The 14,938-nt window shown below is 66.2% G+C and carries 12 protein-coding genes; 11 read left to right on the top strand and 1 reads right to left on the bottom strand.

Features of this window, described 5'->3' with window-relative positions:
* The first annotated feature begins 76 nt into the window (after positions 1-76).
* The 10 genes from GO707_RS06090 to GO707_RS06045 all read left to right on the top strand — a co-directional run bounded on the left by GO707_RS06090 (position 77) and on the right by GO707_RS06045 (position 11,520).
* A complete protein-coding gene (locus GO707_RS06090) occupies positions 77-985 on the top strand; it encodes a TatD family hydrolase (RefSeq protein ID WP_157012583.1) in 909 nt (302 codons plus the stop codon).
* Positions 978-1,895: a flavodoxin family protein gene (locus GO707_RS06085; protein WP_157012529.1), complete on the top strand. Its 918-nt coding sequence runs from the start codon at positions 978-980 to the stop codon at positions 1,893-1,895. The genes GO707_RS06090 and GO707_RS06085 overlap by 8 nt, the downstream gene beginning before the upstream one ends.
* Positions 1,879-3,048: a ribosomal RNA small subunit methyltransferase A gene (locus GO707_RS06080; RefSeq protein ID WP_227070090.1), complete on the top strand. Its 1,170-nt coding sequence runs from the start codon at positions 1,879-1,881 to the stop codon at positions 3,046-3,048. The genes GO707_RS06085 and GO707_RS06080 overlap by 17 nt, the downstream gene beginning before the upstream one ends.
* Before the next feature lie 46 nt (positions 3,049-3,094).
* Positions 3,095-3,955, top strand: a complete 861-nt coding sequence (locus GO707_RS06075; protein ID WP_157012527.1) for a hypothetical protein — start codon at positions 3,095-3,097, stop codon at positions 3,953-3,955.
* A gap of 2 nt (positions 3,956-3,957) precedes the next feature.
* Positions 3,958-4,587: a helix-turn-helix domain-containing protein gene (locus GO707_RS12720; RefSeq protein WP_198161028.1), complete on the top strand. Its 630-nt coding sequence runs from the start codon at positions 3,958-3,960 to the stop codon at positions 4,585-4,587.
* Between the two features lie 45 nt (positions 4,588-4,632).
* Entirely contained in the window at positions 4,633-6,177 is a 1,545-nt protein-coding gene (locus GO707_RS06065) for a cellulase family glycosylhydrolase (protein ID WP_157012525.1), read from the top strand.
* Between the two features lie 105 nt (positions 6,178-6,282).
* Positions 6,283-6,879 (top strand): GNAT family N-acetyltransferase, encoded by a 597-nt coding sequence (locus GO707_RS06060; protein WP_157012524.1) that lies wholly within the window; start codon positions 6,283-6,285, stop codon positions 6,877-6,879.
* 181 nt (positions 6,880-7,060) lie between these two features.
* Positions 7,061-9,127 (top strand): RecQ family ATP-dependent DNA helicase, encoded by a 2,067-nt coding sequence (locus GO707_RS06055; protein ID WP_227070087.1) that lies wholly within the window; start codon positions 7,061-7,063, stop codon positions 9,125-9,127.
* 225 nt (positions 9,128-9,352) lie between these two features.
* Entirely contained in the window at positions 9,353-10,555 is a 1,203-nt protein-coding gene (locus tag GO707_RS06050) for an NADP-dependent isocitrate dehydrogenase (protein WP_114539190.1), read from the top strand.
* Between the two features lie 275 nt (positions 10,556-10,830).
* Positions 10,831-11,520: a peptidylprolyl isomerase gene (locus tag GO707_RS06045; RefSeq protein WP_114539189.1), complete on the top strand. Its 690-nt coding sequence runs from the start codon at positions 10,831-10,833 to the stop codon at positions 11,518-11,520.
* 232 nt (positions 11,521-11,752) lie between these two features.
* Here the strand turns inward: GO707_RS06045 and GO707_RS06040 are convergent, their stop codons facing one another.
* Positions 11,753-13,312 carry a LuxR C-terminal-related transcriptional regulator gene (locus GO707_RS06040; RefSeq protein ID WP_114539188.1) on the bottom strand — a complete coding sequence of 520 codons (1,560 nt, stop codon included), beginning with the start codon at positions 13,310-13,312 and terminating at the stop codon, positions 11,753-11,755.
* Positions 13,313-13,903: 591 nt separating this feature from the next.
* Between GO707_RS06040 and GO707_RS06035 the strand changes: the two genes are divergently transcribed.
* Positions 13,904-14,938, top strand: a 1,035-nt coding sequence (locus tag GO707_RS06035) for an FAD-binding protein (protein ID WP_157012523.1), incomplete at its 3' end; no start/stop codon positions are given.

Below are 14,938 nucleotides of genomic sequence, written 5' to 3'. Positions count from 1 at the left end.
GATCATGAGAGACCAAGATCCCGTTTTTTATGATGCGCTGTTTCGGCAGAAGCGCAAAGGGGGGAAGTGGCGTGTGATGCCCTCGCCGGTGCTGGAAGGCCCGGTGGCCGACACCCATGCGCATCTGCAGATGCTGGCCGACCCGGCTTGCGAGCTGGCCCGTGCCGGCGCTCACGGCGTCGCCTTCGTGGAGACCATCGTCGATCCGGCCGAGGACGGCTTCGCCACCTTCGACGTCCTGCCTCTCTGGCTCATGGAGGCCGCGCGCGATCTGAAGGTCATGGAAGAAGAGGACGACGGGGCGGCCGGCATTGTCGCCGCTCCGGCGGTGCCCCACGTGCGCATCGCGGCCGGCGTGCACCCGCACAACGCCAAGGAGTGGGCGCCGGAGCTTAAGGCCGCCCTGCGCGAGCGTTTGCGCGACCGTCGCGTGAGCGCGGTGGGGGAGATCGGGCTCGACTACCACTACGACCTGTCGCCGCGCGAGACGCAGCGCGAGGTCTTCCGCGCTCAGATTCGCCTGGCCAAGGAAGCGGGACTGCCCATCGCGCTGCATATGCGTGAGGCTCACGACGACGGCTTCGCCATCCTGGAAGAGGAGGGCTTTCCCGAGGCGGGAACCCTTCTGCACTGCTTCAACCTGGACGCCGCCGAGCTGTTCCGCTGGGTGGAGGCCGGCTGCTACATCGCCTTCGGGGGGCCGCTCACCTTTAAGCACGCCGACGAGGTGCGCGAGGCCGCCAAGCTGGTTCCGGCCGACCGCCTGCTCACCGAGACGGACTCGCCCTACATGACCCCCGAGCCCCTGCGCGGCACCGACTGCGGCCCCGCCCACACCATCTACACCGCCGACGTGCTCTGCGAGGTGCGCGGCGCCGACACCCCCGAGGCCCGTGCCGCCCTGCTCGCCCAGCTCTACGAGAACGCACAGCGCCTCCTCAACCGCAAGCCCACCCCGTGGCAGAAAGGTAGCAGCAATGCATAGAGTGATTTTGCACGGGTCGTGTCGGGCCGATGGGCGCAGTGCCGCGCTGGCCGACGAGCTGTTCAATGCCTGCATCGAGGAGTGCCCGGAGGACGGGGTGTCCATCGTGTCGGTGTCGTCCACCGAGGTGCGGCCGTGTATCGGCTGCGATGAGTGCCGCGCCGTCGCCGAGGAGCCCATCCACGTGTTCGAGGAGGGCGATCCGCTGCTGCCTCAAGAGACGGTGGCGGAATCCGGTGCTCTGTTCCACCATTGCGTCATCGACGACGACATGAACGAGGTGCGCAAGCACCTGGATGCGGCCGATGAGCTCATCGTGGTGTGCCCGGTGTACTTCGCCAGCGTGCCGGCTCAGATGAAGGCGCTGCTCGACCGCCTGCAGCCCTACTACTTCACCGACCTGCGCACGCGGCCCAAGCGCTCTGCGGTCATCCACGTGGTAGGAGCCGGCGGCGATCCCCACGGCTTCGAGCCGCTCATCGGCACGGTGCGCTCGGCGCTGTCCGTGGCCGGCTTTGCCGTAGAGCTCGTGCTCGACTGGGTGGGGAAGATCCGCGCTGACGGCGAGATCACGGCCGACGCCGAGGAGTACCCGCTGCCCCCCGTGGGCGGCTTCGGCGCCCTGGGCCTCGACTTCGATGACGACTATGAGGTTGTGGAAGTGGAGGGCGTGGAAGAAATCGAGGAAGTCGAAGAGGAGGAGGACAACGACGGGACGACCGAAGCTGCCGAGCACCGCCCGAAGGATCGCGCGAAGCTGTCCGTAAGCCAGAAGGCGCCCGCCCCTAAGCAGGATGCCCCGAAGTCGGGCTCCCGCGGCCCGCGCAAGTCCTCCGGCAAGGGCGGCGGCCCGGCCTACGGGAAGAAGAACACCAAGAAGAAGGGCAACGGCCGTGGCGGCCACCGATAGCTATGCCGGCGGCGACGGGCGCCTGTCGCCGCTCTCCACGCCGAGTGCCACCCGCGCGGTGCTCGAGGCCCACGGCATCGGCACCAAGTATACCCTGGGCCAAAACTTCCTTGTGAACGACGACGTGCTGAAGAAGATCATCGTCCTGGCCGAGGTGGGCGAGGCCGACCGCATTTTGGAAGTGGGCCCCGGCATCGGCACGCTCACCATCGCGCTCCTGAAGCACGCCGCCAGCGTCGTCGCCATCGAGCGCGACCCCGACCTGCCCGCCGTCCTCGCCGACACCCTGCACCCCTGGCGCGACAAGTTCGCCCTCATCGAAAAAGACGCCCTCGACGTAACCGGGGATGACATTGTTGCGGCTATGGCCGGGATCGGCGCAGACACGGGGTGCCTTGACCGAGCGAGTTCCGCAGCGAACGAAACAGCCCAGTGGGCTGTTTCGCAGAGCGAGGACTGTCTGAGCGAATCAAGGTACCGCGTGGCTGTGCCTCAGGAGGAGCCTCAGCTGAGTCTTCCCAACAAGCTGGTCGCGAACCTCCCTTACGCCGTCGCCGCTACGGTCGTGCTCGACTATTTCGAAAACTTCCCCTTCCTGGACTCTGCCACCGTCATGGTGCAGAAGGAGGTGGCCGACCGCATGGCGGCCGCCGTGGGCACGAAGAACTACGGCGCTTACACCGTGAAGCTCGGCTTGCACGCCGAGCCGGCCGGCCGCTTTCCCGTGGGCCCGGGCAACTTTTTCCCGCCGCCCCGGGTCGATTCCGCCGTCATCCGCCTGAACCGTCGCGTGCCGCTCATGGCCGATGGGGCACCTGCCACGCCGGAGGTCATCGCTGCTGCGGCTCTCGTAGCCGACGCCGCCTTCGCCAACCGCCGCAAGACCATCGCCAACTCCTGCAAGACCTACTTCTCCGGCCGCGGCTCGCTCTTGCTGGGAGCCTCGGGTTCGTCGGCTGGGCTAAGGGCCGTGGATGGCGCCCTGTCTGGTGGTGTTGGGGGCGCCTTCGTCCTCGACGGAGCCGACATCGTCGACCACCTTCCCGCCATCTTCGATGCCGCCGCCATCGACCCCCGCCGCCGCGGCGAAACCCTGACCCAGCAGGAATTCCTCGCCCTCGGCGCTGCACTGCTGAAAGAGGCGACCGTCTGATCTCTTTCTGTGATATGATGCAAAAATCATATTGAAGGGAGGGGCTATGGACGATCTGGTTGCGGAGCTGCAGGATTTCCGCCACCTGCGCTGGGACGAGCGCACGACAACCTCGGGAACGAGCGGCACCTTCCCGAAGGCGCGGGCCGGCGAGGGGAGGGCGCGCCGCTACTACAAGCTCTCCTGCTACGACAGCTACCGGGGCATTTACGGCCATGAGTGTGTCAACGAGCTTCTGGCCGCCCGCGTGATGGAGCACCTGGGCATTCCCCATGCACGCTATCGGCTCATCCACGGGCTCGTGGTCATCGACGGCGAAGAGCGCGAGACGTGGCTCAACGAGTCGCCGAGCTTCCGCGCGCCCGACGAGCGCAAGATGGCCTTCGATTTATTCTACGACTTGAACCGGCGCCCCGGGGAGTCGCCGTTCGACCTTGCGCGGCGCTACGGTTGGGGCCCGCAGGTGGCGGCCCTCATCATTGCTGATTATCTCATCGCCAATCGGGATCGCCACGGCGCAAACATAGAGGTGATACGCAGCCCCGAAGGCTCGGTGCGCCTCGCGCCGCTGTTCGATAGCGGCTTGTCCTTCGTGTTCTCTTGCTACGGGGATGAGGAGCGCGTGCGCGCCTTCGACCCCTTAAGCGACGTGAACGCCAACAATTACCTGGGGACGCGCTCGTTGGAAGAGAACTTGCGCTTCGTGGGCGAGCTGGTGGAGACGCCCCTGCCAATGCCGCCTCTCGGCGAGGGGCGCATACGGGCCTTGACCGATGGCATCGGCCACGCGGTATCCGATGCCCATGTTGCGAAGATGCGCGAGATGCTTGCACGGCGCTGGGAGCATCTGCTCGCGGGGGGCACCGTCGTCGAGAGCCGGTCGGACGGCCTGTCGAGGGAGGGGTAGTCGTGTTCGCCTTCGACATCATCGACGGCCGCGCCCGCAATGCCGTTCCCTGCGGCCGTCTCTTCTACGACGCCGAACGCGACGAATGGGGCATCCAGATAGCGGAGGGCGCAGGCCCCGAAGAGGTGCCGTTCCTTTTCTCCTCGTTCGTCGAAAGGGGGGAGCGCGCGATAGGGCCTGCGTGGGCGCGTCGCTGGGTGGCCGAGCGCGTGGTGCCTCCGGGACGGCAGAACCTGGGAGAGGTCTTGAGGGCGAATGGCCTCCGGGAATACAGCGAGTTCGCCCTGCTCGCTATTGGGAAGGGGGCCTGTTCGCAGGATTATTTCGTGCTGCGCGGGCCGTTTCCCGTCGATGACGATGGCGAGATACTGGACGACCGGCGCCAGTTGCGCCAGTCCATCGGGTGCGCGGTGGCCGAGGCGCGCCGCGAGCAGGGTATGACGCAGAAACAGCTGGCCGAGAGGGCCCTGGTGGATCAGGCCGTCGTCAGCCGCGTGGAGCGAGGTCGCGCCAACATCACCTCCGATCTTCTGGCGGATGTGGCCTGCGCCTTGGGAATGTGTGTGGAAGTGACGCTGGCGCCGGCGGCGGTGTACAATGGCGAGCCTGACGAAGGACGATCGGGCCTCTAGGTCCTGGAAGTGAGCGGGCCGATAGGCCCTGGAAGCGAGGGTGCCATGGGAAAGACGGCGGGACGGGCAAGGTTCGCGCGCATCGGCATCGCGGTGGCGGTGCTCGTGGCGCTGGCGGGCGTCGGCGTGGCCCTGGCCATGACGGTGGGCGGCTTGGCCCCGGCCGGGGGCTCGAATGCCCTGGTGGTGGAAGAGCCCGCGAGCCGTCCCCAGGACACCTTGGAGGCAGAGCCGGCGGCCCCGGCCGATGCCGCCGCGGGAGAGGCCCCGTCCGAGGAGGCCGCGCCCCCCGCGCCCACCCCTTCCACGACCGGCGCGCTTAAAGTCGTCGGCGCCCAGCTCACCGATGCCTCCGGCGAGCCGGTGCAGCTGCGCGGCGTCTCCACCCACGGTCTGGCCTGGTACCCGCAGTACGTGAACCAGGAGTTTTTCACCGAGCTTGCCGACGTGTGGGGCGCCAACGTTGTGCGCCTGGCCACCTACTCGGCGGAAGAGGGCGGCTACGCCACGGAGACGGGCGACCGCGCGGCGCTGAACGACCTGGTGGTGCGCGGCGTCCAGTACGCCCAGGCCGCCGACTTGTACGCGGTGGTCGACTGGCACACCCTGTCGGATGCGAACCCCGCCACGAACCAGTGGGCCGCCGAGGAGTTCTTCCGTTCCGTGTCCGGCGCCCTGGGGGACGCGGACAACGTCATCTACGAGATCTGCAACGAGCCCAACGGCGGCACCACGTGGGCTGATATCAAGGCCTACGCTGAGGCGATCATCCCCATCATTCGCGCCAACGACCCGGACGCGGTCATCGTCGTGGGCACGCCCACCTGGTCCCAGGATCTCGCCGCCGCGGCGGCCGACCCGCTGCCCGACGCCAACGTCATGTACGCGCTGCACTTCTACGCCGCCACTCATGAAGATGACCTGCGCCGTGCGCTTTCCACGGCGGTGGCCGGCGGCCTGCCCGTGTTCGTGACCGAGTTCGGCATTTGCGAGGCAAGCGGTGCCGGCGAGATCGACTACGCTTCGGCGAACCTGTGGGTACGCCTCATGAACGAGCTGGACGTGAGTTACATCTGCTGGAACCTGTCGAATAAGGACGAGACGGCGGCCCTGTTCAAGCCCGGCTGCGCGAAGACCTCCGGCTTCACCCTGGACGACCTCACTGACGAGGGCCTATGGCTCGTCGACACCCTGAAGAGCCCCGGCTTTTCCCGCGAGGAGGTGGCGCTGGCCCGGGCCGAGGTGAAGGACAACAGCGCCGGAGCCCAGATGCTCGTCTCCGCCGACGACACCCTGCAGTGGACCTTCCAGGTGGCCGACCGTTGGGAGGAGGGCGGCCGCACCTTCTTCCGCTACGAGATGGCCGGCTCGAACTACAGCGCCGGCGTGAAGAGCTGGTCGGTCGTGGTGCCCTTCAACGGCGAGGTGACCTTGGAGGACGCGTGGAACTGCAAGGCTTCGGCCTCAGGCACGCGGCTCACTGTCGCCAACGGCGCCCACAACGGGAACGTTCCCGCCGGCGGTTTTGTGCGCGACGTAGGCTTCATCGTGAGCGGCCCGGCGGATCTGGCCGTGGTGGAGTACGAGTAGCGCGCGGCTTCCCCTCCGCTCGCCAGTTCGCCTTTTGACGGCGATGGGTGCGAGCATACAATAGTTGTCACGGCGTCACGCAGGCGATTCAAAGGAGGTTCGGTTGTGCGCACGGTAAGACTGGCGACGGAGGCAGACGCGGCAGGCATTCTGGCCGTGTACGCGCCCTACATTCGCGATACGGCGATCACGTTCGAAACCGAGACCCCCTCTTTGGACGCCTTCCGCTGTCGCATGGCCTCTATTATCGGCGACTATCCCTATCTGGTGGTGGAAGAGGACGGCTCCATCGTCGGGTTCGCCTACGCGCACCGGCTGGGGGAGCGCGCCGCCTATGCGTGGAACGCCGAACTGTCCATCTACTTCGCGCCGGGCTACACCTCCCGAGGGTGGGGCAGCGTGCTGTTCTGGGCGCTCATCGACCTTCTGGCCCTGCAGGGCGTGCGCAACGCCTACAGCCTCATCACGGTGCCCAACGAGGTGAGCCTGGCTCTGCACGAGAAGCTGGGTTTTACGCTCATGGGCGTTCAGAAGGAGGCCGGCTACAAGCTCGGCGCCTGGCACGATGTGGCGTGGCTGCGCATGGCCATCGGCGACTTCTCAGCGGCTCCCGAACCCCGCGTGCCGCTTTCCGCCATGGATCCCGATCAGGTGGCCGAGGTGCTCACCGCTGCTGAGGACGCGCTGGCGCGGTTGGGGTAGCGGCGCTGCGTGTCGGCGCGATTCGGCTGAGGCGGACGCAATGGCGACGCCGCAGCGGTCGGTGTGGGAAAGCGCCGGGAACCGATGACGGTTTTGGGACGGCTTTGCCGCGACCACGGTAGAGCCGATACCCGCTATACTGGCTTGCAAAAGACGAGGCGACCGAAGGCGGGGAACGTTCATGGATCAGAAGATGGAGCAGGCACGGGCTGTGCTGGCGAGCCGTTTCGGCTACGACGCGTTCCGTCCGGGGCAGGAGGCAGTGGTCTCGGCGCTCCTTTCCGGTCGCGATGTGCTGGCAGTCATGCCCACCGGTGCCGGCAAGTCGGTGTGCTACCAGGTGCCGGCCGTCGTCATGGAGGGCATGGCGCTCGTCGTGAGCCCGCTCGTGTCGCTCATGGCCGACCAGGTTCGGGCCGTGCAGGAAGCGGGCATCCGCGGGGCGTACCTGAATTCCACGCTGGCGCCCGGACAGCAGGCCGAGGTGCTGCGCCGGGCGGCCGAGGGCGCCTACGACCTCATGTACGTGGCTCCCGAGCGCCTGGCCGATCCGCGCTTCGCCGAGTTCGCCCGTACGGCGCGGCTCGCGCTGATCGCCGTGGACGAGGCCCACTGCGTGTCCCAATGGGGTCAGGACTTCCGCCCCTCGTACCTCTCCATCGGCCAGTTCATCGCTGAGCTGCCCGTCCGCCCTCCCGTGGCGGCGCTCACGGCCACGGCCACCGATCTGGTGCGCCGCGACATCGTGCGCCTTCTGGGCCTGCGCGACGCGGCCTGCACGGTCACGGGCTTCGACCGGCCCAACCTGCGTTTCGCGGTGGAGCGGCGCGAGCCCAAGCAGAAGCTGGCGTGCCTGGATGCCTTCATCGACGAGCGACGGGCCGAGTCGGGCATCGTCTACTGCGCCAAGCGGGCGACGGTGGAGGAGGTGTGCGACCACTTGCGCGAGCGCGGCATCGCGGCCACCCGCTACCACGCGGGGCTCACCGCCGAGGAGCGCGAGCGCAACCAGCGGGCCTTCGTGAACGATACGGCCCCGGTCATGGTGGCCACCAACGCCTTCGGCATGGGCATCGACAAGTCCAACGTCAGCTACGTGGTGCACTACAACATGCCCGGGTCGGTGGAGGCCTACTACCAGGAGGCCGGCCGCGCCGGGCGCGACGGAAGCCCGGCCGAATGCCTACTTCTGTGGTGCGACGGCGACATCGCCACGGGCCGTTTCTTCATCGAGCAGGAATCGACCCACGAGGGGCTCACGGCCGAGGAGGCCGAGGTGGTGCGCGCGAGCCGCCGCCGCATGCTGGAGTCCATGGTCGGCTACTGCTACACCACCGGTTGCCTGCGCGCGTACATTCTCCGCTACTTCGGGGAAGGTGGTCATGACGAGGCACTCCCGTCGCAGGGAGGGGCGACCGAGGTCGCCCCCTACGGTGGGGCGGGTGCCGGCGGCGCAAACCTGCTTGACGGTGCTGCCTGCGCCCCAGACTCCCGCGATGGCCATGCCGCCTGCGACCCCACCCTCCGTAGGGGTGGATCTTGGTCCGCCCTCCCGACCGAGGAAAATTCTGCAAGCTCGTCGGCGAAGCGGTGCTGCTCGAACTGCGACGGGGAATTCGAGGCCGTGGACGTCACCGCCGAGGCTCGCGCCATCATGCGCTGCGTGCAGGCTCTGCGCGGCCGCTTCGGCAAGACGACGGTGGTGGACGTGCTGCGCGGCGCCGACACCGAGAATCTGCGCCAGTGGGGCCTGGTGAACCTGCCGGTCTACGGCACCTCCGAGGCTCGGCGCGCCCTGCTCATGGAAGTGGTGGAGCTCTTGGCTGCCGACGGGTATCTCGCCATCACCGAGGGGAAGTTCCCGCTTGTGGGCTTCGGCCCCCGCTACCGTGAGGCCGCTGAGCCCGATTTTGCGCTGCGCATCAAGCAGACGCCGAAGGTGCGCAAGGGGAGCGCGGCCAAACCGCCGAAGGCTGCCCGTCCTGGCGCCGCCGATCTCACCGAGGCGGACGTCGAGCTCTTTGAGCGCCTGCGCGCCCTGCGCCTGCGCCTGGCCCAGGAGGCCGCCGTGCCGCCCTACGTCATCTTCCACGACGCCACCCTGGCCGCCATGGCCGCCGCCCGCCCCGTCACAGAAGAGGAGCTGCTGGCCCTCCCCGGCATCGGCGAGAAAAAACTCGCCACCTACGGCAAAGCCTTCCTGGAAGAGATCATGGCTGCGCCATCTGAATCAGCAGAGGCAGAGTAGGGTTCGAGCGGGCGGAGGTGGCCCGCGCGCAGGTTGCGCAGCGAACGGAACAGCCCAGTGGGCTGTTCCGCCGAGCGAGCCATTGCTTGAGCACGGGTCATCTCCGCCCGCTCGAACCCGGACAGCCCCTGCCCGTTACAACCTTGTTTCTAGGCGAATTGCGGGGCGAATTGCTCACATTTCGCGGTAGCATGGTCGCAACCGATTTCTGTCGTTAGGAGCACCATGACCAAGATTCAAATGACCACGCCGCTCGTGGAGATGGACGGCGACGAGATGACCCGCATCATCTGGCAGATGATCAAAGACGAGCTGATCTGTCCCTTCGTCGACTTGAAGACCGAGTACTACGACTTGGGCCTCGAGAACCGCAACGCCACCGACGATATGGTCACCTTCGAGTCCGCCGAGGCCACCAAGCGCTTGGGCGTGGCCGTGAAGTGCGCCACCATCACGCCGAACGCGGCGCGCGTGGAGGAGTACGACCTGAAGCAGATGTGGAAGAGCCCCAACGGCACCATCCGCGCGATGCTCGACGGCACGGTGTTCCGCACGCCCATTATCGTGAAGGGCATCGAGCCCTGCGTGCGCAACTGGGTGAAACCCATCACCATCGCCCGTCATGCCTATGGTGACGTGTACAAGAACGCCGAGATCCGCGTGCCCGGTCCCGGCAAGGTTGAGCTGGTGTACACGGGCGAGGACGGCACCGAGATCCGCGAGCTCGTGCACGAGTACGACGGCGCCGGCGTGGCTCAGGGCATGCACAACCTGGACGCCTCCATCGCGAGTTTCGCCATGAGCTGCTTCGAGTTCGCCCTGGACACCAAGCAGGACCTGTGGTTCGCCACCAAGGACACCATCTCCAAGAAGTACGACCACCGCTTCAAGGACATCTTCCAGGAGATCTACGACGATAAGTACGCGGCCCGCTTCGAGGAGGCCGGCATCGAGTACTTCTACACGCTCATCGACGACGCCGTGGCCCGGGTCATGAAGGCCGAGGGCGGCTTCATCTGGGCCTGCAAGAACTACGACGGCGACGTGATGAGCGACATGGTGTCGAGCGCCTTCGGGTCGCTGGCCATGATGACCTCGGTGCTCGTGAGCCCGGCGGGCGTCTACGAGTACGAGGCGGCTCACGGCACGGTGCAGCGTCACTACTACAAGCATTTGGAAGGCAAGGAGACCTCCACGAACTCCGTAGCCACCATCTTCGCCTGGTCCGGCGCCCTGCGCAAGCGCGGCGAATTGGACGAGCTGCCCGACCTCGTGGCTTTCGCCGACCGCTTGGAAGCGGCTACCCTGGCCACCATTGAGGCCGGCGAGATGACCGGCGACCTCGCCCGCATCACGACGCTGCCGAACCCCGTGACCCTTTCCACGGGCGAGTTCATCAGCGCCATCGCCAAGCGCCTCGCCGCCTAGGTAACTTCGGCTGCTCGCTGCAGATTTCGCGCCGCCTCATTCCCTTTCGGCCCGACCGCTTCCAGCCCGCGGTCGGGCCTTCTCGGTTCTTGAAAACTCGAGTTGCGGCCTCTTTGCAGCAAAATAGGATGCTCCATCGGACGCGCATACGCCCCGCCTGTCTTAAGATGGGAGGGCTTTTTATTAGAAGTTGCGAGCGCGGCGTCTGAGAGGCGCGGCGTTCGGATGGGCGCGGCGCCGAGGCGGGTGCGCTCTTGCAGGGAAGGGGAGCGTTTATGGCACGCATCGAACTGGAAATATACACCCCGGGCTATAAGCCCAACGGCCGCGAAGTCGCCGTCATTGAAACATCGCGTGGCACCGTTCGCGCGGAGCTATTCGGATGCGAGGCTCCCGTCACCGTGGGCAACTTCATCGAGCTGGCCGCGAAGGGCTTTTACGATAGTCTGAAGTTCCACGCGAAGAAGCCCGGATCGGTGGTGCTCGGCGGCTGTCCCACCACGCGCACCATGGGACCGGCCCAGGTGCTCGCCGCCGCTCAAGGGGCCATTCGCGGGATGCATCCGGGCACGGGGGACGCGCGCTACACCATCATCGACGAGTGGGAGGACAACCCGCGAAACGCCCATCGGCTCGGCAGCCTGTGCATGGCTCATAAGTCCGCGCCCAACTCCGGCAGCTGCCAGTTCTATTTCTCGCTGGACGAACAGCCCGAGTTCGACGATAAGTACACGGTGTTCGGCCAGGCGACGGAAGGGCTCGAGGTGATCGAGCAGCTGGCCATCGGCGACGCCATCAAGGGCATCGTCATCGAGGGAGCCGACGAGGAGGCTCTGGCCGAGGCCATCGCCCAGGACACGCCGCGCCCTCCCACGCCCCAGGAGGCCTTGGCCGCCATCGAGGCCGAGCGGGCCGAGCGCGCTGCTGCCAAGGCCGCAGTCGAGGCTGCGGAGGTCGCGGAGTAGCCACGGACAGCAGAAGCCCCCAAAATCCGTTGTCGCGCGGAATTCAGGGGGCTTCTGGTCAAAAAACTCGTAAGGTGGCAAATTATAGTGCCCTTTTCGGCGATTCTCCCTGTCGAGCAGGCCTTAAACGCTCGAAACTTCTCTCCAACTCGGGAGAAGTTCTCCCTGTGATCCTGATAGGCTGCCGCTTTACGCGTTTTTTGACCAGACGATTGCCGAATTCCGCGCGCCCTTAGCTCTCGTGGTTCTCCACCAAATCGATGAGCTCTTGCTGCTTGTGCACGTCCAGCTTGCGGTAGATGTTCTCGATATGGGTACGGGCTGTGCCTTGGGCGATGTGCAAATCGCGAGCGATGATGGCCAGCGTGCGTCCGTAGGCCAGAAGCACGATGACCTCGCTCTCGCGCGGAGTGAGCCCGAAGTCGCGGGCCACGGCGGCGCAGTGCCGCTCAATGCGATCCGCCGTGGAGGCACCTTCGGCTTGATTGCTCGACGCGGCACCGTCTCCTGCCTCCGATTCGCCGAGAACGCCGCTTTCGGTCGCGCGCGCTGCCCCGCGTTCCGCGTGCCCTTCGCGGCGGGAAAGCTGCGCCACAGTTCCCTCGGGCAGGACGAGGAACGCTACGATCACCAGGCACAGGATGGCGGCCATGGCCACGACGTTGGCTTGCACGTTTCCGCTGGACACCAGGGTGTCTAAGATGTGGCTCGCCGCATTGCCGAGCGCCATGCCGCAGAACATGAAAGCCACGCCCAGTCCGAAGATGTACAGGGCGTTCTCGTTGCGGCGCCGGGAGGCGTCGACGAACAGCACCCACGTGAGGATGTCGAAGAACTCGTAGCCCACGTTGATGATGAGCAGCGAAATGGCGGCGTGGCTGTCAAACAACAGGGCGATGGCCACATAACCCGCCACCATGATGGGGAGAGACAGACGGTAGATGAGGGTGGGGTTGAACCGCTCTCCCGCCTTCGCCACGATGGCGATGAAGGCCGCGCCTACCACGACGAGGGCGAAGATCGGACTGCCGCCGAGGAACGCCAAGGGATCCACGCCGCGGTTCATGGTGTCGAACATGCGGCAGAGCAGCGAGAACGTCATGATAGAGAACATGAGCTTGCCCACGCCGAGGGGTACGCGGCTGCCGGCCCTGAAGCCTGTCGGTTGCGCCCTCGCCGCCTCGGCAGGTTCCGCGACCGCGCTCTGAGGCGCGCTGTCCCGCGAGGAGTCGAGATCGCTCTTGCCGACCAGTTCGCGCCAGGGGTGCCCGGTGCGATCCGCATGGAAGACGAGCAGACCGAAGGACAGAAGCGGCACGACGATGAACCCCATGAAGCTCGTCTGGCTCGCCGAGAGCGCGGCCACGCTTGCCGTGACGATGGCGGCCGCCGGGGAGGCGAAGGCGGCGAACTGCACCGAGTGGTGCGAGAAGCGATCGCCCCAAAGCACCTGCAATGGCCCCGCGCCGATGCCGCCGACCACAAAGCCGCATGCCATGAGCAGCTCGCTGTTGGCTCGTATCGCCAAGGGGATAAGGATGCCGCTGGCCAGAAGCGCGAAGGGCGTTATTCGGAAGAGCAGCCGGCGCATGAGGGCGATCGTGTTTCCTCCCGCGCGGCAGACGAGGGCCACAACGGCCGCGCACAGCGCCCCGCTGGCGAGGTAGATCCAATGAGTCGGGGAGGCGGCGGGAAAGACGAGCGGCGCTCCCAGGCAGAAGACGATCCAGGCGCGGCACAGGCCGAATCCCAGCACGACGATGAGGAAATTCAGGAGGGCGGAATCCGTCACTGTGGCGCGTGCTGAACGTTCCGCGTCCGGGGCGTCGCCCTGTCCTGCGCCCCGGACGCCTCTCGACCCCTTCTCGGCCGCCGCGCCGTCGCCACTTGTTGCGGGCTCCGCTCCATCACCCTGTCCGAGGTGCGGAGCTTTTCTCTCTTCGGTTGCGTTTTCGATAGGTTCGCGCGCATGCGTGGTTGCTGACACGGGCTTCCCCTCCCCAGGCTGTGCCTCTGTGCGATGCCGATTATTCTAGCCGATTCGTCCACATAGAGCTTCAAATCATAGCCTATCAGGGGATTTGCGCCTATCGGATTGATAATCCTAGATGCGTTGATCTGGGAAAACGTCTTTGCTCTACGAAAGATTCTTTTCGAAAATCCGACGGATGCTCAGATGTGCGGGCGAGCGGTTCTGCGTAATCTTGGGTCTTGCAAACGCGGATGAGAGCCGCAAGGGGAGGGGCCCGCCAAGGGAGCGGGCGGCCTTCGAGAGTGTTTTCTGGAAGCTTCGCGAGTTCGCTGAAACGCGAAATCCCAGGGAGCGCGAAGCCTCTCGGGGGACCCTTGGGCGTCCGCACGACATGAGGAGGAAGGATCTTTCATGAAGAAAGACGAACAACTCGGCGTGTCCCGTCGCTCGTTTCTGAAGGGCGCGGGCCTGGCCGCAGCGGCCATGGCGGGCACGGCGGCGCTGGCCGGCTGCGCGAATGAAAGCGCGGGCGGCGCCGACACCCTCGCCAACACCGGCGACTGGCTGCCCCAGACCTGGGACTACGAGTGCGACCTGCTCGTCATCGGCTACGGCGGCGCGGGCATGTGGGCGTCGCTCATCGGCGCCGACGAGTGCGGCCAGCAGGTGCTCGTGCTGGAGAAGGCTCCCGAGCGCGGTGGCGGAAACAGCTCCATCAACAACGGCGAGTGGACCATTGTGGAGGAGTCCGAGAAGGAGCGCTTCAAGGACTACATCCGCGCCTTCACTAAGGGCAAGACCCCGGACGCCATGATCGAGGCCTGGGTCGAGGAGTGCGCCCGCAACACCGAGTACGCCGACAAGTACGGCATGACCTACGAGGTGGTGGAGCAGGCGCTGGCCGGTGCCATCCCCGAGTACTTCTTCCTGGACGACAACGCCTACGAGGGCTCCTGCAAGCTGTCCTCGGTCGACGGCTTCGGCATGCTGTCCTTCCACGAGCTGGATGCCCAGCGCGAGGCCTTGGGCGTGGAGGTACTGTTCGACTGCCATGACGAGCGTCTCATCCAGAATCCCCAGACCAAGGAGATCGTGGGCGCCTACACCATGATCGGCAACGAGGAGAAGACGGTGAAGGCCCGCAAGGCCGTCATCATGACGCTGGGCGGTTTCGAGTTCAACGAGGAGCTGAAGAACCAGTACCTCAAGTGCTCTCCCTTCAAGTTCGAGGGCTGGCGCTTCAACACCGGCGACGGTATCAAGATGGTCGAGGACGTGGGAGCGAAGCTGTGGCACATGGACATGGCCATCTCCATGTATGTTAGCGCTACCGCAAAATCAGCCGAACGCGCCACTCTATCCCGCCGGCGGCGCCCCCGGTTCCCGGCCGGGGGCGCTACCGCACTTTGGCCGCCCGCGCTACCTCGGGCCGCCGCCCAGGGCGCG

It is taken from the genome of Adlercreutzia rubneri (assembly GCF_009755265.1).
GTDB classification, from domain to species: domain Bacteria; phylum Actinomycetota; class Coriobacteriia; order Coriobacteriales; family Eggerthellaceae; genus Adlercreutzia; species Adlercreutzia rubneri.
This window is presented reverse-complemented; position numbering and strand designations above follow the sequence as displayed.

What these genes read in the sequence shown, in the direction of transcription:
- GO707_RS06085 (WP_157012529.1), top strand. Translation starts at nt 978, where the DNA reads ATGCATAGAGTGATTTTGCACGGGTCGTGTCGGGCCGATGGGCGCAGT.
- GO707_RS06050 (WP_114539190.1), top strand. Translation starts at nt 9,353, where the DNA reads ATGACCAAGATTCAAATGACCACGCCGCTCGTGGAGATGGACGGCGAC.
- GO707_RS06045 (WP_114539189.1), top strand. Translation starts at nt 10,831, where the DNA reads ATGGCACGCATCGAACTGGAAATATACACCCCGGGCTATAAGCCCAAC.
- GO707_RS06090 (WP_157012583.1), top strand. Translation starts at nt 77, where the DNA reads ATGCCCTCGCCGGTGCTGGAAGGCCCGGTGGCCGACACCCATGCGCAT.
- GO707_RS06075 (WP_157012527.1), top strand. Translation starts at nt 3,095, where the DNA reads ATGGACGATCTGGTTGCGGAGCTGCAGGATTTCCGCCACCTGCGCTGG.
- GO707_RS06065 (WP_157012525.1), top strand. Translation starts at nt 4,633, where the DNA reads ATGGGAAAGACGGCGGGACGGGCAAGGTTCGCGCGCATCGGCATCGCG.
- GO707_RS06055 (WP_227070087.1), top strand. Translation starts at nt 7,061, where the DNA reads ATGGATCAGAAGATGGAGCAGGCACGGGCTGTGCTGGCGAGCCGTTTC.